This window comes from Streptomyces sp. NPDC050610, assembly GCF_040654875.1.
In the GTDB taxonomy this organism is placed as follows: domain Bacteria; phylum Actinomycetota; class Actinomycetes; order Streptomycetales; family Streptomycetaceae; genus Streptomyces.
Map to the genome: position 1 here is coordinate 37,870 of NZ_JBFAIV010000034.1, position 19,146 is coordinate 57,015.

Genomic DNA, 19,146 nt, shown 5'->3' on the forward strand with positions numbered 1-19,146 from the left:
GGCCGGCAACCAGCCGACGGCCGAACACGTCGGGTACGCGTCAAACTTCCGTCGAGCATAGAGGTGCTTGGAGGAACATCCAAGGCCGGGGACGGCGGTATCCGGCCGGACGGATACTCTGGTCCGCGTGACGTTCCCGGTAGTCGGCATGGTCGGCGGCGGTCAGCTCGCCCGTATGACCCACGAGGCAGGCATCCCCCTCGGCATCAAGTTCAAGCTGCTCAGCGATACCCCGCAGGAGTCCGCGGCGCAGGTCGTCGGCGAAGTCGTCATCGGCGACCACCGCGACCTCGCGACTCTTCGTGCCTTCGCACAGGGCTGCGACGTGATCACCTTCGACCACGAGCATGTGCCCACCGAGCACCTGCGCGCGCTGGAGGCCGACGGCGTGCCCGTACGCCCCGGCCCCGACGCGCTGGTGCACGCCCAGGACAAGGGCGTGATGCGGGCGAAGCTCACGGAGATCGGGGCGCCGTGCCCCCGGCACCGGATCGTCGAGGACCCCGCCGACGTGGCGCGCTTCGCGGCGGAGGGCGACGGCTTCCCGGTCGTGCTCAAGACGGTGCGCGGCGGCTACGACGGCAAGGGCGTCTGGATCGTACGGAGCGAGGCGGACGCCGCCGACCCGTTCCGGGCCGGGGTGCCCGTGCTCGCAGAGGAGAAGGTCGGCTTCACGCGCGAGCTGGCCGCCAACGTCGTACGGTCCCCGCACGGCCAGGCCGTCGCCTACCCGGTGGTCGAGTCGATCCAGGTCGACGGCGTCTGCGACACGGTGATCGCGCCCGCGCCGGGCCTGTCCGGCGAGCTGTCCGCCGCCGCGCAGGAACTGGCCCTGAAGATCGCCAAGGAGCTGGGCGTCGTCGGCCACCTCGCCGTCGAGCTGTTCGAGACGCCCGACGGGCGCATCCTCGTCAACGAGCTGGCGATGCGCCCGCACAACTCCGGCCACTGGACCCAGGACGGCGCGGTCACCTCGCAGTTCGCCAACCACGTACGGGCCGTGCTGGACCTGCCGCTCGGCGACCCCCGTCCGCGCGCCCCGTGGACCGTGATGGCCAACGTCCTCGGCGGCGACTACCCGGACATGTACGCCGCCTACCTCCATTGCATGGCGCGCGACCCGGGCCTCAAGATCCATATGTACGGAAAGGACGTGAAGCCCGGCCGCAAGGTCGGGCACGTCAACACCTACGGTGACGACCTGGCGGACGTGCGGGAGCGCGCGAGCCACGCCGCCGGATACCTGCGAGGAACGATCACCGAATGAGCGCGCCCACGTCACCCGGCACCACCCCCGCGACGGGCTCCGGCGCCGCCCCGCTGGTCGGCATCGTCATGGGCTCGGACTCCGACTGGCCCGTCATGGAGGCCGCGGCCCAGGCCCTCGACGAGTTCGAGATCCCGTACGAGGTCGACGTCGTCTCCGCGCACCGGATGCCGCGCGAGATGATCGACTACGGCGAGCGCGCCGCGGGCCGCGGCCTCAAGGCGGTCATCGCGGGCGCCGGGGGAGCGGCCCACCTGCCCGGCATGCTGGCCTCCGTGACCCCGCTGCCGGTGATCGGCGTGCCCGTGCCGCTGAAGTACCTCGACGGCATGGACTCCCTGCTCTCCATCGTGCAGATGCCGGCCGGGGTCCCGGTCGCCACCGTCTCGGTGGGCGGCGCCCGCAACGCGGGGCTGCTCGCGGTCCGGATGCTCGCCGCGCACGACAGCGAGCTGCTGGCCCGGGTGCGCCACTTCCAGGACGAGCTGAACGAGCAGGCCACGGAGAAGGGCAAGCGGCTCCGGGCCAAGGTGGAGAACGGCCGGTCGGGCGGCTTCGGCTTCGGCGGCAAGTGACGATGACGGAGGAGTCAGAGGTGTCCGAGACGACCGATACGGCAGGAACTGCCGGGACCGCTGGAACTTCCGGAACGGCTGGAACTTCCGGGACGGCCGGGGCTTCCGGGACGGCCGCGGCGGCCGACTTCCTGGACCGGGCCCGCGAACTGCTCGCCGACCACCCCGTGGTCGACGGCCACAACGACCTCCCCTGGGCGCTGCGCGAACAGGTCCGCTACGACCTCGACCGGCTCGACATCGCCGCCGACCAGCGCGACCGCCTGCACACCGACCTGGCCCGGCTGCGGGCCGGCGGCGTCGGCGCGCAGTTCTGGTCCGTGTACGTACGCAGCGACATGCCCGGCGGCCACGCGGTCGCCGCGACCCTCGAACAGATCGACTGCGTACGGCAGCTGGCCGACCGTCACCCCGGCGACCTGCGGCTCGCGTTCACCGCGGACGGCATGGAGGAGGCGCGGGCCCAGGGCCGCATCGCCTCCCTCATGGGCGCCGAGGGCGGCCACAGCATCGACGAGTCCCTCGCCACCCTGCGCGCGCTGTACGCGCTCGGCGTGCGCTACATGACCCTCACCCACAACGACAACGTCGCGTGGGCGGACTCGGCGACGGACGAGCCGCGCGCGAACGGCCTCACCCGCTTCGGCGAGGAGGTCGTCCGCGAGATGAACCGGCTCGGCATGCTCGTAGACCTCTCGCACGTCTCGGCCGACACGATGCGCGACGCGCTGCGCGTCAGCGAGGCCCCGGTGCTCTTCTCGCACTCCTCCGCCCGCGCCGTGTGCGACCACCCGCGCAACATCCCCGACGACGTGCTGGCCTCCCTCGCGGCCAACGGCGGCACGGCGATGGCGACGTTCGTACCCAAGTTCATCCTCCCGGCGGCGGTCGCCTGGACCCGGTCCGCGGACGAGAACATGCGCGCTCACGGCCTCCACCACCTCGACACCACCGCCGAGGGCATGCGGGTCCAGCGCGCGCACGAGGCCGCCCACCCCCGGCCCATGGCCACCGCCGCGACAGTCGCCGACCACCTCGACCACATGCGCGAGGTCGCGGGCATCGACCACATCGGCATCGGCGGCGACTACGACGGCACGGCCTTCACCCCGGCCGGCCTCGAAGACGTCTCCGGCTACCCCAACCTGATCGCGGAACTGCTCCGCCGCCGCTGGTCGGATGCCGACCTGGCCAAGTTGACCTGGCAGAACGCGGTACGCACGCTCCGCGCCGCCGAGGACGTGGCGCGCGGCCTCCAGAGCGAGCGCGGGCCGTCGAACGCGACGATCGAGCAGCTGGACGGGGCGGCGGCGCGGGGCTGACGCACGCGGGGGCGCGGGACTGACGCACGCGGGGGCGCAGGACTGACGTACGCGGGGGCGCCGGAGGTCGGCGCCCCTTCGCACGGGCGGGGCGGCTGTCCTCCGCCGGCGGGCGGCGAGGGGTGCGGGAGCGTGTCAGGACGTCCCCCGAGGGCGCTCAGCCCACGCTCAGCCCACGCTTAGCCCATACGCGCCGCGCATCTCGTAGTAACGGGGGCCCACGTGTCACCGTGGCCGTACTGCGCCGCGACGAGCACGGAGCCCCTTCATGGCCGACACAGCCCCCGTCCTCCAGGGGAGCCCCCGAGCATTCACCCCTGCCCCCGCCTCCGCCCCCGCGCCGGACCCGGCGCCCGCGACCGCCGGGCCCGCGACCGGAGCCGAGCCCGCGACCGGGACCGGCTCCGCGACCGGCCCCGGGACCGGGACCGCGATCGAGACCGACCTCACGACCGAGGCCGACCACCCCGCCGCCGACCCGGTCTCCGTGACCCGGGCGCGGCAGCTGCTGGCCGTACGCCCCATCGCCGACGGCCACAACGGCATCCCCTGGACGCTCCGGCAGCGCTCCGGCCACGACCTGACGCCGGGCCGCTACTACGACCTCGACCTCGACGACGCCACGCTGCACACCAGCTTCCCGGCGCTGCGCGCGGGCGGCGTCGGGGCGCAGTTCTGGTCCGTACACGTGCCGACGGAAGCGGCCGGGGACCGGGCGCTCAGCGCGACCCTCGACCAGATCGACTTCGTGCACACGCTGGTCCGCGCCTACCCGGAGTCGCTGCGCCTCGCGCTCACCGCCGACGAGATCGCCGACGCCCGCAACCGCGGCCGGATCGCCTCGCTGCTCGGAGCCGCGAGCGGCCACGCCATCGACAGCTCGCTGGGCACCCTGCGCGGGCTGCACGGCCTCGGCGTGCGCGCCATGGCGCTCACCCACGACCGCAGCACCCCGTGGGCCGACTCGGCGCTGGACGAGCCGAGGACGGGCGGCCTGACCCTCTTCGGCGAGGAGGTGATCCGCGAGATGAACCGGCTCGGCATGCTCATCGACCTCTCCATGAGCTCCGTCGACGTCATGCGGCACGCCCTGGCCCTCTCCAAGGCCCCGGTCCTCTTCTCGCACTCGGCGGCGGCCTCGCTGACCGGCCGGCCGGGCGACGTCCCGGACGACATCCTGGAACGGCTGCCGGTCAACGGCGGGCTGTGCATGGTCACGTTCGAGCCGGAGCGCATGGCGCGCGGCGCGGGCCCGGCGACGCTGTCGGACGTCGCCGACCACCTCGACCACGTACGGGAGGTGGCGGGGGCGAGCCATGTCGGGCTCAGCGGCTGCTACGACGGCGGCCCGGAGTCGTCGCCCGCGGCCGGGGAGGACGGCGCGGACGGCCCGCTGCCCCGCCCGAGGGGCCTGGAGGACGCCTCCCGCTACCCGTATCTGATCGCGGAACTCCTCGACCGCGGCTGGTCGGAGACCGACATCGCCAAGCTCACCTGGGAGAACACGCTGCGCGTGCTGCGCGGCGCGGAGTTCACGGCGCGCGCCGGCGGGCAGCGCCGCGCCCCGTCGATGGCGACGATCGGCCGCCTCGACGGGGCGCGTTTCTGACGGGCGTTCCCTGACGGGACGTTCTTCCGCGCGGGGCCGGGGCTCTCACTGGGCCCCGACCCCGCGCGTTACGGCCTGATCAGGCAGAACGGATGCCCCGCGGGGTCCGCGAAGACCCGGAAATCGCGCTTGCCGCCGTCGTCGTCGAGGTCGAGCGCGGTCGCGCCCAGCGCCATCACCTGCTCCTGGCGCATCTCCATGTCGTCGACGTCCAGGTCGAGGTGGATCTGCTGGGAGTTGTCGTCCGCGTTCGGCCACTTCGGCGGGGTGAGTCCGGGCGCGCGCTGGAAGGCGAGGCGCTGTCCGTCGGGCGTGTGCAGGTCGACCCAGTCCGCGTCGGCGTCGCCCTCGATCCGCCCGCCGAGGATGTGCGCGTAGAACTCGGCGAGCCGCAGCGGTTCGGGACAGTCCACGACGGTGACGCGGATCTTCGCGATGGGCATGGAGACTCCTCCTCGGTTTCTGCGCGGTTTCCCGCTCTGCTTCCTGCTCTGTCTCATGGCCGGATTCCGGCCGCATCCTGCGCGCTCTCCCGGCCTTCCCGGTCATTGCGGTCGGCTGACCGTGTGGCTGACTACCTGGTCAGCCGCCTGATCATCGACCGCACAGACAGAACGGGTGCCCCGCTGGGTCGGCGTAAACACGCCATCCACGCGGTTCGCCGCCATTGTCGTCGAGCAGCCGCGCCCCGAGCGCCAGGACGCGCTCGTGCACCTCGTCGATCACCGGCACCCGCAGGTCGAGGTGGAACTGCTGCGGCGCACTGGGGTCCGGCCAGCGCGGCGGCACATGGTCGGGGGCCTCCTGGAAGGCCAGCACGACTCCGTCCTCCCCGACGAGATCCACCCATCGGCCGCCCTCCTCCACCACTACCTTCCCGCCCAGCAGCTCCGCGTAGAAGGCGGCGAGCGCGTGGGGGTCGGGACAGTCCAGTGCGACGGCGCCCAGTGTGGCGATGGCCATAGTTCCTCCTGAGGGGAAGTTACTGGTAAGAGCGATCTGTTGGTAACCGTTACTGCATACTGCCCCAATGGCGGTAACGTCGCAAGCATGAGCGCGGAAAGAACGGCGCCCGGCGGTCTCGCCCTCGTCCAGGACCTGGTCAACACCCTGGACGTGGAGACCGGAGCGGACGCCCTGACGGACGCCGGCGCACTGGCCCGCTTCGGCCTCGCCGAGCGTGAACGGGCCGGGGCCCAGGAACTGCGCGAGGCGCTCCGGGCCGTCTGCCTGACCCATACGGGCGCGGAGCTCGCGCCCTCCAGCGTCGCCGGCCTGGACCGGCTGTTCGCCGATGGCCCGCTGGTGCTCGCGGTGGACGGGCAGGGCGCGGCGGCGCTGCGCCCGGCGGACGGCCTGACGGGGCTGGGCGCGCTCACGGCCCGTATCGCCGCGGCCGTCGCGACCGCCGCCGCGGACGGGACCTGGCCCCGGCTCAAGGCGTGCGAGGCCCATGACTGCCAGTGGATCTTCTACGACCGCAGCCCGGCGGGGCGCGGCCGGTGGTGCTCGATGGCGGTGTGCGGGAGCCGGGCGAAGATGCGCGCGTACCGGGCGAACAAGGCGGGCGGGCGGCGTACGACCCCGGCCAAGACCCGGAACCCCGAAATACCGGACAAGCCCGAATAAGGCAGCGGCGCGAAAGGGATCGGGGGCCATAGGGAAAGGGGAAGCGGCCGGAGCGCGGCGGCGACCCGAAAGGGGGAAAGGTCCGGATAAAGGTACGGATCGCGCTGCCCGCAATGGGCTGTTCGGTCGCCAAACGCTGCTCATCATTGTGTCATCGACCACCCCGCCGTGAGTTCCCGAATGTTTTTCTGATCTGATGTCATTCGGCGCCGAGAACCGTCTCCGTCGAGGTGGTCACCGCCCACTTCGGCGAGCCCGTACGGGAATTGCGCGCTTACCCCCACACCTTTGGGTGCGTACCGGGCGAGTCGATGACCCCCTGACGAGGGAGCCCCGCGCACCGTCGCATTGAAGGGAACCCCTTTGCACAAGCGGAAAAAGCGTTGGCTGCCGACGGCGGCCGTCGGCGGCGCACTGGCCGTAGGCGCTTTCGCTTTCCTGCCGTCCTTCGCGCAGGCGATGACCGAGGACGACCCGAAGTCGCCGACCACGCAGGCTGATTTCGCCGCGGCCGCGGACGAGTTCAAGGTGCCGCTGCCCGTCCTCCTCGGCGTGGCGCACCAGGAGTCCGGCTGGCAGCACCACACCGGTTACAGCAACACCGGCGGCTGGGGTCTGATGAACCTCACCGACGTGACGTCGAAGATGGTCACCGGCGGTGCCGCGGGCGCCGCCGGCCGCTCCGACCTCAGCTCCTTCACCGACCACCCCGAGCTGCACACCCTGCGGTCCGCGGCGAAGCTGACCGGCGCCTCCGCCGACAAGCTCCAGCACGACCAGAAGGAGAACATCCGCGGCGGCGCGGCGCTCCTCGCCGCGTACCAGAAGCAGCTCACCGGCACCACCGCGCAGGACCCGGCGCAGTGGACCGCCGCGGTCGCCAAGTACAGCCGCCTGACCGACCGGAAGGCGGCGTCGTCGTACGTAGACGGCGTGTTCGCCACCATCAAGTCCGGCGCCCACCGCGACGCCGCGGACGGCCGGTCGGTGACGATGAAGGCCCAGCCGTCCGCGAAGCCGGCGGTCACCCAGTACAGCAAGCTGAAGCTGAAGGACACCGGGTCGCCGAAGGCGGAGTGCCCGCCGTCGATGAACTGCAAGTTCGTACCGGCGGCGGCCTCCAACGGCCAGGTCTCCAACCGGCCGGCCAACGGCATCAAGATCACGCAGATCGTGCTGCACACGACCGAGGGGTCGTACGAGGACGCGATCAAGACCTTCCAGACGGCGGGCGGGTCCTCGTCGCAGTACGTGATGCGGTCCTCGGACGGCGAGGTCACGCAGATGGTGCCGAACAAGGACGTCGCGTTCGGCGACGGCAATTACGACAGCAACCTGCACGCGGTGCAGATCGAGCACGAGGGCTTCTCCGCCCACGGCGCCGAGTGGTACACGACGGCGGCGTACGAGCAGACCGCCAAGCTCGTGAAGTACCTGGCGAACCGCTACGACGTGCCGCTCGACCGCCAGCACATCCTCGGCCACGACAATGTGACGGGCCCCTCGGACGACACCATCGCCGGCATGCACTGGGACCCGGGCAACGGCTGGGACTGGACCCGCTTCATGCGGATGATCGGCGCCCCGATCGACGAGGGCAAGCGCGGCGTCGGCCCCGTCGGGACCGCGGTGACGATCACGCCGGGGTTCAAGGAGAACCAGCAGACGCACAACATCTGCCCCAATGACGACCCGTCCGGCGTCATCAAGAAGTGCGGCCCGGTGACCGGCCCGTCCAGCGCCCTGTTCGTCCGCGGCGAGCCCCGCGAGGACGCTCCGCTGATCCTCGACCCCGTCGTGCACGGGGGCAAGGACGACAAGGGCACGAACGATGTCTCGGACTGGACCACGACCGTCCAGGCCGGCCAGAAGTTCGTGGTCGCCGAGAAGCGGGGCGACTGGACCGCCATCTGGTTCGGCGGCCAGAAGGGCTGGATCCACAACCCGGGCGGCAAGAACACGACGCCCGCCAAGGGCGTACGGATCGTCAAGGCGCCCGGCAAGGACGCGGCCAAGGTGTACGGCACCGCCTACCCGGACGCCGCCGAGTACCCCAAGGGCGTGTCCCCGTCCAAGCAGGACGCCCTGAAGGCGAAGAACTACGCGATCCCGGCCGGCCAGGCGTACGTCGCCGACCAGCCGCCGGTCGGCGCCGTCGACTTCTCCCCGTCGAAGCAGACGGTGGTCAAGGGCGCGAAGAAGTACTACACCGTCCAGTTCAACCACCGGTATGTGATGGTGAACGCGGCTGAGGTGAGCGCGAAGAAGACCGCGGGCCACTGACGCGGACGCACACGAAGGACGCCCGGGACCGCGACGGTCCCGGGCGTCCGCGTATCCCTGCGGGCGGGGCTCAGGCGCGGGGCCGCCCCAGCGCCCGGTACGTCCAGCCGGCCGCGCGCCACAGCGCGGGGTCGAGCGCGTTGCGCCCGTCGAGGATGAACGGCTCGGAGACGGCCTTGCCCAGCTCGGCGGGGTCCAGCTCGCGGAACTCGCGCCACTCGGTGAGGTGCAGCACGGCGTGCGCGCCCTGCGCGGCCTCGACGGCGGTCGGCGCGTACCCCAGGGTGGGGAAGAGGGCGCGGGCGTTGTCCATGCCCTTGGGGTCGTAGACGGTGACCTGGCCGCCCTGGAGGTGGATCTGGCCCGCCACATTGAGCGCGGGGGAGTCCCGTACGTCGTCGGAGTCCGGCTTGAAGGTGGCGCCGAGGACCGCGATGCGCTTGCCGAGGAACGAGCCGCCGACCGCCTCGCGGGCGAACTCCACCATGTGGCCGCGGCGCCGCATGTTGATGGAGTCGACCTCGCGGAGGAAGGTCAGCGCCTGGTCGGCGCCGAGCTCGCCCGCGCGCGCCATGAAGGCGCGGATGTCCTTGGGGAGGCAGCCGCCGCCGAAGCCGATGCCGGCGCGCAGGAACTTCCGGCCGATCCGCTCGTCGTGCCCGATCGCCTCGGCGAGCTTCGCGACGTCGCCGTCGGCGGCCTCGCAGACCTCGGCCATCGCGTTGATGAAGGAGATCTTGGTGGCGAGGAACGAGTTGGCGGCGGTCTTGACCAGCTCGGCGGTCGGGAAGTCGGTCACGACGAAGGGCGAGCCCTCGGCGAGCGGGGTGGCGTAGACCTCCCGCAGCCGCCGCTCGGCGCTCTCGCCGGCGACGCCGACGACGATGCGGTCCGGGTGCAGGGTGTCCTGGACGGCGAACCCCTCGCGCAGGAACTCCGGGTTCCAGGCCAGCTCGGCGTCGGCGCCGGCCGGGGCCAGCTCGGCGAGGCGGGCGGCGAGCCGCTCCGCGCTGCCGACGGGGACCGTGGACTTGCCGACGACGAGGGCGGGCCGGCGCAGGTGCGGGGCCAGCGATTCGAAGGCGCTGTCCACGTACGACATGTCGCAGGCGTACTCGCCGTGCTTCTGCGGGGTGTTCACGCAGACGAAGTGGACATCGCCGAACTCGCCGACCTCCTCCCAGGAGGTGGTGAAGCGCAGCCGCCCGCTGGCCCCCTCGAACCCGGCGACATGCCGCCGCAGCAGCTCCTCCAGCCCCGGCTCGTACATCGGGACCCGGCCCTGCGAGAGCATCTCGATCTTCTCGGGGACCACGTCCAGCCCCAGCACCTCGAAGCCGAGTTCGGCCATGGCGGCCGCGTGCGTGGCCCCTAGGTAGCCGGTGCCGATCACGGTGATCTTGGGGGCCATGAGTGCTCCAACATGCGTACGGGCTGATCCGTGCCCGAGCATAGCTGTCGGCAAGCTCACGTAGGCCAGGCCGGGGTGGCGGCTCCAGGCCCTGTCGTCAACCTCCGGTCTGCTCCGCCCCGCCTGGCACGCACTCTCGCCGCGTTGTCGGGCTCATCCCAGTACGCCCAGTACAGGGACGGCCCTCCGCCTTGCGAGAGCACGCACCAGACGACGCGGAGCCCGCCCTCCGGGCGAACGACCGGAGGTTGACGACAGGCCCTAGAATCGCAGTTACTAAACGGTAGTTAACTCTCAGGGGAGTGAGAACACCTTGGCGGGATCAAAGGACTTCGACCTGTACCGGCCGTCCGAGGAGCACGACATGCTCCGCGACTCGGTGCGCGCACTCGCCGAGGCGAAGATCGCCCCGTTCGCCGCCGAGGTGGACGAGGAGGGCCGCTTCCCCGAAGAGGCCCGCACCGCGCTGACCGCGGCCGACCTGCACGCCATCCACGTGCCCGAGGCATTCGGCGGGGCCGGCGCGGACGCCCTGGCCACCGTCATCGTGATCGAGGAGGTCGCCCGCGTCTGCGCCTCGTCCTCCCTCATCCCGGCCGTCAACAAGCTCGGCTCCCTCCCGGTCATGCTCTCCGGCTCCGAGGAGCTGAAGAAGAAGTACCTGGGCCCGCTCGCCCAGGGCGACGCGATGTTCTCGTACGCCCTCTCCGAGCCCGACGCGGGCTCCGACGCGGGCGGCATGAAGACGAAGGCCGTCCGCGACGGCGACTCCTGGGTGCTCAACGGCGTGAAGCGCTGGATCACCAACGCGGGCGTCAGCGACTACTACACCGTCATGGCCGTGACCGACCCCGACAAGCGCACCAAGGGCATCTCCGCCTTCCTCGTCGAGAAGGCCGACGACGGAGTCTCCTTCGGCGCCCCCGAGAAGAAGCTCGGCATCAAGGGCTCGCCCACCCGCGAGGTCTACCTCGACAACGTCCGCATCCCCGCCGACCGCATCATCGGCGCCGAGGGCACCGGCTTCGCCACCGCGATGAAGACCCTCGACCACACCCGCATCACCATCGCCGCCCAGGCCCTCGGCATCGCCCAGGGCGCCCTCGACTACGCCAAGGGCTACGTCCAGGAACGCAAGCAGTTCGGCAAGCCCATCGGCGACTTCCAAGGCGTCCAGTTCATGCTCGCCGACATGGCCATGAAACTCGAAGCCGCCCGCCAGCTCACCTACACGGCCGCCGCCAAATCCGAACGCGTCGCCGCCGGCGGCGAAAAGGAAGACCTCACCTTCTACGGCGCCGCCGCCAAGTGCTACGCCTCCGACGCCGCCATGGAAATCACCACGGACGCCGTCCAACTGCTGGGCGGCTACGGCTATACGCGCGACTACCCGGTGGAGCGCATGATGCGCGACGCCAAGATCACGCAGATCTACGAAGGCACGAATCAGGTCCAGCGGATCGTGATGGCGAGGAACCTGCCGTAACGCGACTTTCGCGAGAACGCCCCTGCCGGCCGCGGCGGGGGCGTTCGTCCGTCGGCAGGCGAGCGGGCGATCACTCGCCCGAGGACGGGACTCCGGCTCCCCGTGCCGGTCCAGAACCCGGCCGCGCCACCGGGACCCCGGCGGCTACGGGCACCGGCACCCTGGCCGAGGCCGCCCACAACTCCCCGTCCACGGTGTGGCCGGCCTGCTCGATCATGGTCACCGTACGGGCCAGCGCCTGCTCGTCGGGGCGCTCGGCGCCGGGACGCCCGGGCCAGTGGTGTACGAACCGCCCCAGGCGGTCGCACAGCCCCTCGTACAGGTTCGTGTGCAGGATCAGGGCGTGCCAGCCTTCCTCCACCACAGCAGAGGGCGTGATCTTGACGGCGGGGAACTGCGCGGCAGCGTCCACGAACTTCAGCGCTTCGGCCACGATCCGCTCCGCCGCGGCCTCCTCCATGCCGGGATGGCTGCCGAGGACGGTCGCGACGACGCCCCCGAACGCGGCGGGGGTGAGTAGTGCGCGTGCATCGTGCATCTGCGGTCCTCCCTGTTGCGGCACCTCGCAGCCCGCCCTCCAGGCCGAGTTCGCGCCGATGTGACGACCGTAGGAACCGGGTGCCGGCGAGCGCCACGAACTTGCAGAACCTTGCACGTCAATTGCCCTGCCTCGTAGTGGTATTGACGTCATCTCCCCAGTTCGAGGAAGCTTGTGCAAGACCGAGCGATCACCTGGACAGGGAGCCGGCCATGGCCGTGGAGTTCGTGGGAATCGACCCCGAAACCGACCGGGACCAATGCCCTGCCGTGTGGGCGGACGCGGAAGCTCAGGAGATCTTGTTGCAGGGGTGGAAGCCGAGCCCCGAGACGCAGGCGGAGTGCGAGGGGACAAGTCCCGCGAACGGTTCCGTGCCCGACAGCGAGGCCATCGTCAGGATTCCCGCCCGGATGGTTCCGATGATCAGGGAGGCGTGCGATGCCGTCGAGCGCGCCCAGCTTCGCTGAACTGCTCGGCCGGTGCGAGCGATCCGCCGTTCACCTGGAACTCCGTGACGCATACGCGGCCACGGACCGCTTCGAGGCGTGGAAGCGAGGCGAGCGGATCGACTGGGAGGCCCGCGAGACCTGGTGGCATCCCTACGACCAATTGATCGCGGACACTGTGGCCAGGGGAGTGGTGATCCGAAGGGCGCGAGTGGTCTCCGAGCCCGTATCGGAGTACATCCGGTGGGAGCACTACGTCACGCGGGCCAACGTCACGGCAGGGGAGCAGGTCCGCTGGCTGCCCAGGCGACGCGCCACGGCCATCCCGCTGCCGGGCAACGACTTCTGGCTGTTCGACGACGGACTGCTCCGGGTGCACCACTTCTCGGGCGACGGCGCGGTCGTGGAGGACGAGATCACGGCGGATCCGGAATCCGTGAAGCTGTGCTCCGCCGCCTTCGAATCGGTCTGGGAGCGGGCTGTCCCGCACCACCGGTACGAGGTCTGACGGAAACCCGGCTCCATGCCTCCATCCCCCTCCTCCTCACGCGTCCAGAAGGCACGCGAGGAACTCGCGGGGCGGCTGCGCGAGATCCGGAAGGACGCGGGGATCAGCGGGCGGAAGCTGGCCGTCAGCTGCGGTTGGTCGGAGTCGAAGTCATCCCGCATCGAGAACGCCAGAACGCCTCCCTCCGACGCGGACATCCGAGCATGGTGCCGGGCCTGCGCCGCCGACGACCAGGCCCCTGATCTGATCGCGGCGAGTCGGCAGTCCGCCGACGCCCATGTGGAGTGGAAGCGGCTCCAGCGGAGCGGCCTCAGGAGGCTGCAGGAATCCACCGGGTCCTGTACCAGCGGACCCAGGTCTTCCGTGTCTATGTCTCCGACGTGGTTCCGGGCTTCCTCCAGACCCCTGGATACGCCGCCGCTCTCCTGGCGTCCATCGCGGACTTCCGGGGCACCCCGAATGACGTGGACGACGCTGTGGCGGCCCGTATGAGGCGCAACGCGGTGCTGAACAACGCCGCACACCGGTTCTCATTCGTGCTGGAGGAATCGGTGCTGCGATATCGGCTGTGCGGCGCCGAAACCATGGCGGCGCAGCTCGACCACCTACTCGGGGTCATGGACCTTCAGAACGTCGCCGTGGGCATCGTCCCGTTCTCGGTGCGACGGACGGTGTGGCCCATGCCGACTTTCACGATCTTCGATGACGGCAGGGTGCACGCGGACACGCTGGACGCCGCCTCCACGCTCACACAGCCGAGCCAGGTGGAGCTGTACTCCCGAGCCTTCGACCGCCTGGCACAAGGGGCCGCGCGGGGTGCGGCAGCTCGTTCCCTGGTAGCGGACGCGGCGGCGTCCCTGACGTGACCGGCCGGGGGCGGGAGCAGGGGCGCGGCCGGTTACGGGGAGTGCTGGAGCGCCTCGGCCATCGCTACGGACGACGGGGCCAGGGCGGAACCGCCGTCCTCGATGTCCCACAGTTCGTTCTGGAGCAGGCGGCCCAGTGTCCAGCCCGTCGCCCGGGCGCGGTCCAGGCCGAGGGTTTCGGTGAGCAGGTCGAAGCGGCGGCGGATGATCCGGGGGGTGTCGCCCTTGGCGACTACGTCGTCCCAGCGGCTGTCCAGGGCGGGCCACAGGTCGAAGCCGGGGTCGCCCGCGAGGGGTTCGGGGTCGATGGCCAGCCAGGGTTCGCGGTCGGCTGCCAGGACGTTGTCGTAGTGCAGGTCCCAGTGCAGCATGTGGTCGCCGGGCTCGTCGGCCAGTTCGGCCACCGCCGAGGCCCAGCCGCGCAGCAGCCGCCGTTCGGACGGGTCGGCCAGGGCCGCGGCAGCTCTTGGGACCCGCGCGAGCATCTCCGCGGCGATGTCGCCCAGGCCGCGCAGCCCCTCCGGTGCGGGGACGCTCACCAGGCGCGCCAGCAGGCCCGCGAGAATCGCCGTCGCCTCGTCGTCGTCCTCCAGCGCGGCCAACGTACGGGCGCCGTCCAGCCGTTCCAGGAGCATGGTGCTGCTCTCCGGGTCGTGGTCGAGCAGCCATACCGTGCCGGTCCCGTCCCAGGTGCGCAGGCCGATGAGCGCGGCGGTCGTCTCCTGCCTGGGGAGCTGGAGCTTGAGGACCGCGCCCGTACCGTCCTTGCGCAGTACCGGCAGCACCAGCGACGCCTCTCCGGCTCCGGCGGCCCCGTCCCGTACCAGCTCCCACCGGTCCAGATGGCGCTGGACGAGCGCCGGCAGCGCCGCGATCCAGGCTCTGCCCTCCTCGCCGAAGGTCCTGGAGTACGACGCCGCCAGGCGGTCCGGGATTTCCCTGCTCACCGACGTGCTCACTTGTCCGAGACGGTGACCTTCTCGTCGTTCTTCAGCTGGTCGAACAGCTGCTTCGACTTGGTCTTGTCCCACTTCACCGCGACCCCGTCGCTCGGCGTCGAGACATTGGCCGAGGAGATCGGCACCGTCATCTGCTTGCCGTCGCCGCCCGTCACGCCCTTCATGTCCCAGAACATCGAGGTGAGGTTCCACAGCTCCATGTCCTTGTCGACGATGAGCGTGTCGAGCCCCGAGCCGATGACGGGGTAGAGGCGGAACGGGTTGAGGATCGTGGTCGGCGAAGCGGCCTGCTTGGCCAGGGTGTTGAGGAACTTCTGCTGGTTGCGCATGCGGCCCAGGTCCTGGTCGGCCTCCTGGTGGCGCTGGCGGACGAAGGCGAGCGACTGCTTGCCGTCGAGGGTCTGGCAGCCCTTCTTGAAGTCGGCGCCCGAGTCCTTGTCCTTGACCGCCTTGTCCAGGCACATGTCCACGCCGCCCAGCGCGTCGACGAGGCTGCGGAAGCCGCCGAAGCCGATCTCCGCGTAGTGGTCGATGCGCAGGCCGGTGTTGTACTCGATGGTCTGGGTGAGCAGCTCCGGGCCGCCGTCCGAGTACGCCTGGTTCAGCTTGTGGGTGGAGGCGGGGTAGCGCTTGCCGGACTTCTTGCCCGTGAAGGCGGGGATGGTGACGTACGAGTCGCGGGGGAAGCTCAGCATCGTGGAGCCGTTGTCGCCGGTGTGCAGGATCATCATCGAGTCCGTGCGCTTGCCGTCGGCCGAACCCGTGTGCAGGTCCTTCTTGTCCTGGTCCGACAGCCCCTCGCGGCTGTCGGAGCCCACGATCAGGTAGTTGGTGCCCTCGCCCGACCCCGGGCGGTCCTCGACCTTGCTCAGATCGACCTCGCGGCGCACCTTCGAGTCGGCCCAGAAGTACGTGCCTACGGAGACCGCGAGCACCACGACGACGAGCGTCAGTACGCCGATCTTGATGCGCTTGCGCCAGTTGGGCGGGTTGGTGCGCGGCGGATGGCCGTACGCGCCGCCGCCGGGCCCGCCGGAACCGCCCGGCCCGCCCGGTCCGCCGGGCTGGCCGCCCCGGCCGTACACCTGGCCGGTGTTGTAGCCGTCGTCGTAGCCGCCGGCCTGGTGGGCGGCGTAGCCGTCGTCGTATCCCTGGGGCTGCTGCGGCAGGTAAGGCTGCTGTGTGCCGCGGCGGATATGCGGCATGGCTCGGGCACCTTCCGGCTCGGAGCCGGCGCCGCCGCGTCCATACCGGTCCCTGCCGTCACCGGTCCGTCCCTCGGGCCAATCGTTCATGGGATGAAGTGTGCCTGCCAGGACACGGCGGCTCACAGGGCGGGGACCGGATCGGGGCCCTGCTGTTGCAGAGCTGATGCATTCCGGGACCGCATTTGGTGGAGGACATGACCAATCAGGCCCAAGGCCCTGACGCAGCGATACCGGGCAAGCCGAACGCCGAGGTCACGGGGGTGCGGCCGCTCCCGCCCGGAGGGACATGTCCGGCCGTTTACGCTGGTGTCATGACTGATCACGGCCCTATAGAGCCGGGGGAAGACCTCCCCGGCAAGCTGACTGAGGCGTCGCGCACGACGCTGAGCCACATCATGACCGGCAGCGACACCAATCTGATGGGCACCGTCCACGGCGGCGTGATCATGAAACTGGTGGACGACGCCGCGGGCGCGGTGGCCGGCCGCCACTCCGGCGGGCCCGCGGTCACGGCGTCCATGGACGAGATGGCGTTCCTCTCGCCGGTCCGCGTGGGCGACCTGGTCCACGTCCACGCGCAGTGCAACTGGACGGGGCGCACGTCCATGGAGATCGGCGTGCGCGTCATGGCCGAGCGCTGGAACGAGTCCACCCCCGCCACCCAGGTCGGCAGCGCCTACCTCGTGTTCGCCGCGGTCGACGCCGACGGCAAGCCGCGGACCGTACCGCCGGTGATCCCGGACACGGAGCGGAACGAGCGACGTTTCAAGGAAGCGCAGATCCGCCGCACGCACCGGCTCGCCCGCCGCCGCGCGATCAAGGAACTGCGCGAGCAGCAGCCGGACGAGGCCTGACGCGGCCGCGCGCAACACCGCCCGCACGTCTCCGGGGAAACGCGCGGGCGGCGGTGCGGGATGGGTGGAGCGGTCAGACGGCGATCTTCGTCTCGCTCACCAGGGAGCCGGCTATTTCGTATCCGCGGTCGGTGGGCAGGGCCGCGGCGAATGCCTGGGCCGCGGCCTTGAGCGCGGCCTCGTTCTCCTCCGGAGTGAGGTAGAGGCTGCCGCCCGGCGCCGACGTTGTGACGGGGATGTCGTGGGTGATGACGGCCATGCGCGGTGCGCCGCTCTGGTCGCCGTACGAAACGGCGACTTCGGCGCGGATGATCTCAGACATGGATGGTGGTCCTCTCTGGCTGCGCGTGTGGTCGGATCAAGGCTGGAGCCATGATCGGAATGTCATGCTCGGTGAGTACACCCGCCGCGCCTTGCTGCGGACCGGCGGGTGTTGATCTGTGCGTTGAGGTACCAGGCACGGGCGAACGGGGCGCCGAAGGAGAAGTGCGCTGCGGCGGAGGGGCCTCGTTCTGCGGTGAAGCGCGTGATCTGCCCTGCTGCCCCCGGGGTCAGGCCCCGCGTTAGCCGGTAACGGCTGGAGGCAGGGTGTGACGAGGCGCTATGGCGATCGGCGTCGCTCCGCTGATGGTAGATCATTCGCGGCGGACTGTCGTGCTGTCCGCCCCACGGCGTACTGACGAGCGGGTACGCCCCCTATCCGCCCCGCCCCCTACGGGCACACCACCTCGTCCCCCTTCACCGCCCGCGCGCTGTCGCTGTCCTGCGGCGGCTCCTGCGCCCGTACCTTCCGTACGCCCTTCGCCGCGTCCGTGAACTGGGTGCCCAGGGTGACCGTGAGTACGGGGCCCTGATTCGGGACCTGGCGGAGTTCCGCGCCGGGGAGGGCCGTGGCCAGGGACTGGGCCGAGCGGTCCCAGCGGGGGTCGTAGCCGACGACCGTGTGGGGCGTCGGGGAGCCCTGGGCCGTGGTGGGGGCCTTGTCCGTGTTGAAGCCGGTGGCGGCCAGGGCATGGTCGGCGGCGCGGCCGAGGCCGGGGTGGCCGCTGCCGTTCAGGACCCGTACCCGGATCTGCTGGGGCGCCACGTCGACCGGGGTCGCGCCGTGCGCCCCGCCGCCGTGCCGGGCCGCGATCGGGCGGTCCTCGCGGATCGACCGGAACAGCCGCTGGGCCTTGGTCTCGTCCCATTTCACGGTGGAGCCGACGTTCGGGACGCTGTAGTTCATGTTCCCGAGCGGCACCGAGGCGAACTCCGACGACGCGGGCGTGAAGTCCTTCATGGCCTGGCCCAGCGCCAGGATGTCCGTGCTGCCGAAGCCCCGGTCCGCGCGGACCGAGCCGAGCATCGCGGAGGCGAGGTCCTGGAGCTTCATCGGGTTCAGGAGCACGCCGCTGCTGGTGGCCTGGTGGATGAGCGACGCCAGGAACCGCTGCTGGCGCTGCATCCGGCCCAGGTCGGAGGCGCCGTCGAGGTGGCGGGAGCGTACGTACTGGAGGGCCTGGCCGCCGTTCAGGTTCGACGTGCCCGCCGGCAGGTCGAGGCCCGAGTAGTCGTCCTTCAGCGGGCGGGCCGTGCAGATCTGCACGCCGCCGAGCACGTCCACCGTCTTCATGAAGCTGGTGAAGTCGACCTCCAGGTAGTGGTCGAGGTGCACGCCGGTCATGTGCTCGACGGTCCGTACGGTCAGGCCGGGGCCGCCCTCCGCGTACGCCGCGTTGAGCTTCTGCGGGTGGGCGGCGCGGCGCCTGCCGGTCGCGGGGTCGGTGTGCTCGGGGATCTCGGTGTACGAGTCGCGCGGCAGGCTGACCACGCTGGCGCGGTCCCGGCCGGCGGAGAGGTGCACCATCATGACCGTGTCGGTGCAGTGGCAGGGCTCGCCGCCCAGGTGGTAGCGGGCCTTCTCGGCCGGTGTGATCTTGTCGCGGCCGTCCGTGCCGACCAGCAGGATGTTCATGCCGCCGCCGCTGCCGGGCCGGTTCGACAGGCCACTGAAGGGGTCGACGCGGTCGATGCCGCCGTCGATGCCGGTGACCACCGCGTGCCCGATGCCGCTGGTGGCCAGGACCAGGGCGGCGGTGCCCGTGGCGAGGCGGCGGCCCCAGCGCTTGCGGCGCCGGTGGGTCGGCGGCCGGGGACGGGGCCGGGGTGAGCGGGCCGGTGGGGTCACTTCGGAGACCTCCGC

General features: G+C 71.1%; 18 protein-coding genes and 1 pseudogene. 11 read left to right on the forward strand and 8 right to left on the reverse strand.

The genetic code is table 11. From position 1 onward, the window contains the following. Positions 1 to 127 precede the first annotated feature (127 nt). From AB0I22_RS31795 to AB0I22_RS31810, 4 genes are all read left to right on the forward strand, one after another. Positions 128 to 1,267 (forward strand): 5-(carboxyamino)imidazole ribonucleotide synthase, encoded by a 1,140-nt coding sequence (locus AB0I22_RS31795; protein WP_363134433.1) that lies wholly within the window; start codon positions 128 to 130, stop codon positions 1,265 to 1,267. After that, a complete protein-coding gene (gene purE, locus AB0I22_RS31800; RefSeq protein WP_363134434.1) occupies positions 1,264 to 1,842 on the forward strand; it encodes a 5-(carboxyamino)imidazole ribonucleotide mutase in 579 nt (192 codons plus the stop codon). The genes AB0I22_RS31795 and purE overlap by 4 nt, the downstream gene beginning before the upstream one ends. 131 nt (positions 1,843 to 1,973) lie before the next feature. Continuing rightward, on the forward strand, positions 1,974 to 3,164 hold the full coding sequence (locus tag AB0I22_RS31805; protein WP_363134477.1) for a dipeptidase: 1,191 nt from the start codon (positions 1,974 to 1,976) through the stop codon (positions 3,162 to 3,164). Positions 3,165 to 3,432: 268 nt separating this feature from the next. Next, positions 3,433 to 4,773, forward strand: coding sequence for a dipeptidase (locus tag AB0I22_RS31810; RefSeq protein WP_363134435.1), 1,341 nt, complete (start codon positions 3,433 to 3,435; stop codon positions 4,771 to 4,773). 68 nt (positions 4,774 to 4,841) lie between these two features. On the opposite strand, the gene AB0I22_RS31815 is transcribed toward AB0I22_RS31810, so the two are convergent. Both AB0I22_RS31815 and AB0I22_RS31820 read right to left on the reverse strand, forming a co-directional pair. Further along, positions 4,842 to 5,216: a VOC family protein gene (locus tag AB0I22_RS31815; RefSeq protein ID WP_363134436.1), complete on the reverse strand. Its 375-nt coding sequence runs from the start codon at positions 5,214 to 5,216 to the stop codon at positions 4,842 to 4,844. A gap of 151 nt (positions 5,217 to 5,367) precedes the next feature. After that, positions 5,368 to 5,736 carry a VOC family protein gene (locus AB0I22_RS31820; RefSeq protein WP_363134437.1) on the reverse strand — a complete coding sequence of 123 codons (369 nt, stop codon included), beginning with the start codon at positions 5,734 to 5,736 and terminating at the stop codon, positions 5,368 to 5,370. An 87-nt stretch (positions 5,737 to 5,823) separates the two neighbouring features. Here AB0I22_RS31820 and AB0I22_RS31825 point away from each other — a divergent pair, with 87 nt between their 5' ends. After that, on the forward strand, positions 5,824 to 6,402 hold the full coding sequence (locus AB0I22_RS31825) for a CGNR zinc finger domain-containing protein (RefSeq protein WP_363134438.1): 579 nt from the start codon (positions 5,824 to 5,826) through the stop codon (positions 6,400 to 6,402). A gap of 363 nt (positions 6,403 to 6,765) precedes the next feature. Then, positions 6,766 to 8,685, forward strand: coding sequence for an N-acetylmuramoyl-L-alanine amidase (locus AB0I22_RS31830; RefSeq protein ID WP_363134439.1), 1,920 nt, complete (start codon positions 6,766 to 6,768; stop codon positions 8,683 to 8,685). A 70-nt stretch (positions 8,686 to 8,755) separates the two neighbouring features. Here AB0I22_RS31830 and AB0I22_RS31835 read toward each other — a convergent pair whose 3' ends face one another. Beyond that, on the reverse strand, positions 8,756 to 10,096 hold the full coding sequence (locus tag AB0I22_RS31835) for a UDP-glucose/GDP-mannose dehydrogenase family protein (RefSeq protein WP_363134440.1): 1,341 nt from the start codon (positions 10,094 to 10,096) through the stop codon (positions 8,756 to 8,758). 313 nt (positions 10,097 to 10,409) lie between these two features. Between AB0I22_RS31835 and AB0I22_RS31840 the strand changes: the two genes are divergently transcribed. Then, positions 10,410 to 11,582 carry an acyl-CoA dehydrogenase family protein gene (locus AB0I22_RS31840; protein WP_363134441.1) on the forward strand — a complete coding sequence of 391 codons (1,173 nt, stop codon included), beginning with the start codon at positions 10,410 to 10,412 and terminating at the stop codon, positions 11,580 to 11,582. A 70-nt stretch (positions 11,583 to 11,652) separates the two neighbouring features. On the opposite strand, the gene AB0I22_RS31845 is transcribed toward AB0I22_RS31840, so the two are convergent. Continuing rightward, positions 11,653 to 12,120, reverse strand: a complete 468-nt coding sequence (locus AB0I22_RS31845) for a hypothetical protein (protein WP_363134442.1) — start codon at positions 12,118 to 12,120, stop codon at positions 11,653 to 11,655. Positions 12,121 to 12,332: 212 nt separating this feature from the next. Here AB0I22_RS31845 and AB0I22_RS31850 point away from each other — a divergent pair, with 212 nt between their 5' ends. From AB0I22_RS31850 to AB0I22_RS31860, 3 genes and pseudogenes are all read left to right on the forward strand, one after another. Beyond that, the gene (locus tag AB0I22_RS31850; RefSeq protein ID WP_363134443.1) at positions 12,333 to 12,587 is read left to right on the forward strand and encodes a hypothetical protein; all 255 of its coding nucleotides are present in this window, start codon (positions 12,333 to 12,335) and stop codon (positions 12,585 to 12,587) included. After that, positions 12,559 to 13,074 (forward strand): DUF6879 family protein, encoded by a 516-nt coding sequence (locus tag AB0I22_RS31855; protein WP_363134444.1) that lies wholly within the window; start codon positions 12,559 to 12,561, stop codon positions 13,072 to 13,074. The genes AB0I22_RS31850 and AB0I22_RS31855 overlap by 29 nt, the downstream gene beginning before the upstream one ends. Before the next feature lie 15 nt (positions 13,075 to 13,089). Further along, a pseudogene (locus tag AB0I22_RS31860) lies at positions 13,090 to 13,940 on the forward strand (helix-turn-helix transcriptional regulator). A 32-nt stretch (positions 13,941 to 13,972) separates the two neighbouring features. Here AB0I22_RS31860 and AB0I22_RS31865 read toward each other — a convergent pair. Both AB0I22_RS31865 and AB0I22_RS31870 read right to left on the reverse strand, forming a co-directional pair. Continuing rightward, positions 13,973 to 14,899, reverse strand: coding sequence for an aminoglycoside phosphotransferase family protein (locus AB0I22_RS31865; RefSeq protein WP_363134445.1), 927 nt, complete (start codon positions 14,897 to 14,899; stop codon positions 13,973 to 13,975). Then, complete coding sequence (locus AB0I22_RS31870) at positions 14,896 to 16,194, reverse strand: LCP family protein (protein ID WP_363134446.1); 1,299 nt, start codon at positions 16,192 to 16,194, stop codon at positions 14,896 to 14,898. Before AB0I22_RS31870 ends, AB0I22_RS31865 begins: the two co-directional genes overlap by 4 nt. A gap of 224 nt (positions 16,195 to 16,418) precedes the next feature. On the opposite strand from AB0I22_RS31870, the gene AB0I22_RS31875 reads away from it, so the two are divergent. Then, positions 16,419 to 16,961 carry an acyl-CoA thioesterase gene (locus AB0I22_RS31875; protein ID WP_363134448.1) on the forward strand — a complete coding sequence of 181 codons (543 nt, stop codon included), beginning with the start codon at positions 16,419 to 16,421 and terminating at the stop codon, positions 16,959 to 16,961. A gap of 73 nt (positions 16,962 to 17,034) precedes the next feature. On the opposite strand, the gene AB0I22_RS31880 is transcribed toward AB0I22_RS31875, so the two are convergent. Both AB0I22_RS31880 and AB0I22_RS31885 read right to left on the reverse strand, forming a co-directional pair. Next, complete coding sequence (locus AB0I22_RS31880; RefSeq protein WP_363134449.1) at positions 17,035 to 17,283, reverse strand: hypothetical protein; 249 nt, start codon at positions 17,281 to 17,283, stop codon at positions 17,035 to 17,037. 390 nt (positions 17,284 to 17,673) lie between these two features. Beyond that, complete coding sequence (locus AB0I22_RS31885) at positions 17,674 to 19,131, reverse strand: LCP family protein (protein WP_363134450.1); 1,458 nt, start codon at positions 19,129 to 19,131, stop codon at positions 17,674 to 17,676. Between the last annotated feature and the right edge of the window lie 15 nt (positions 19,132 to 19,146).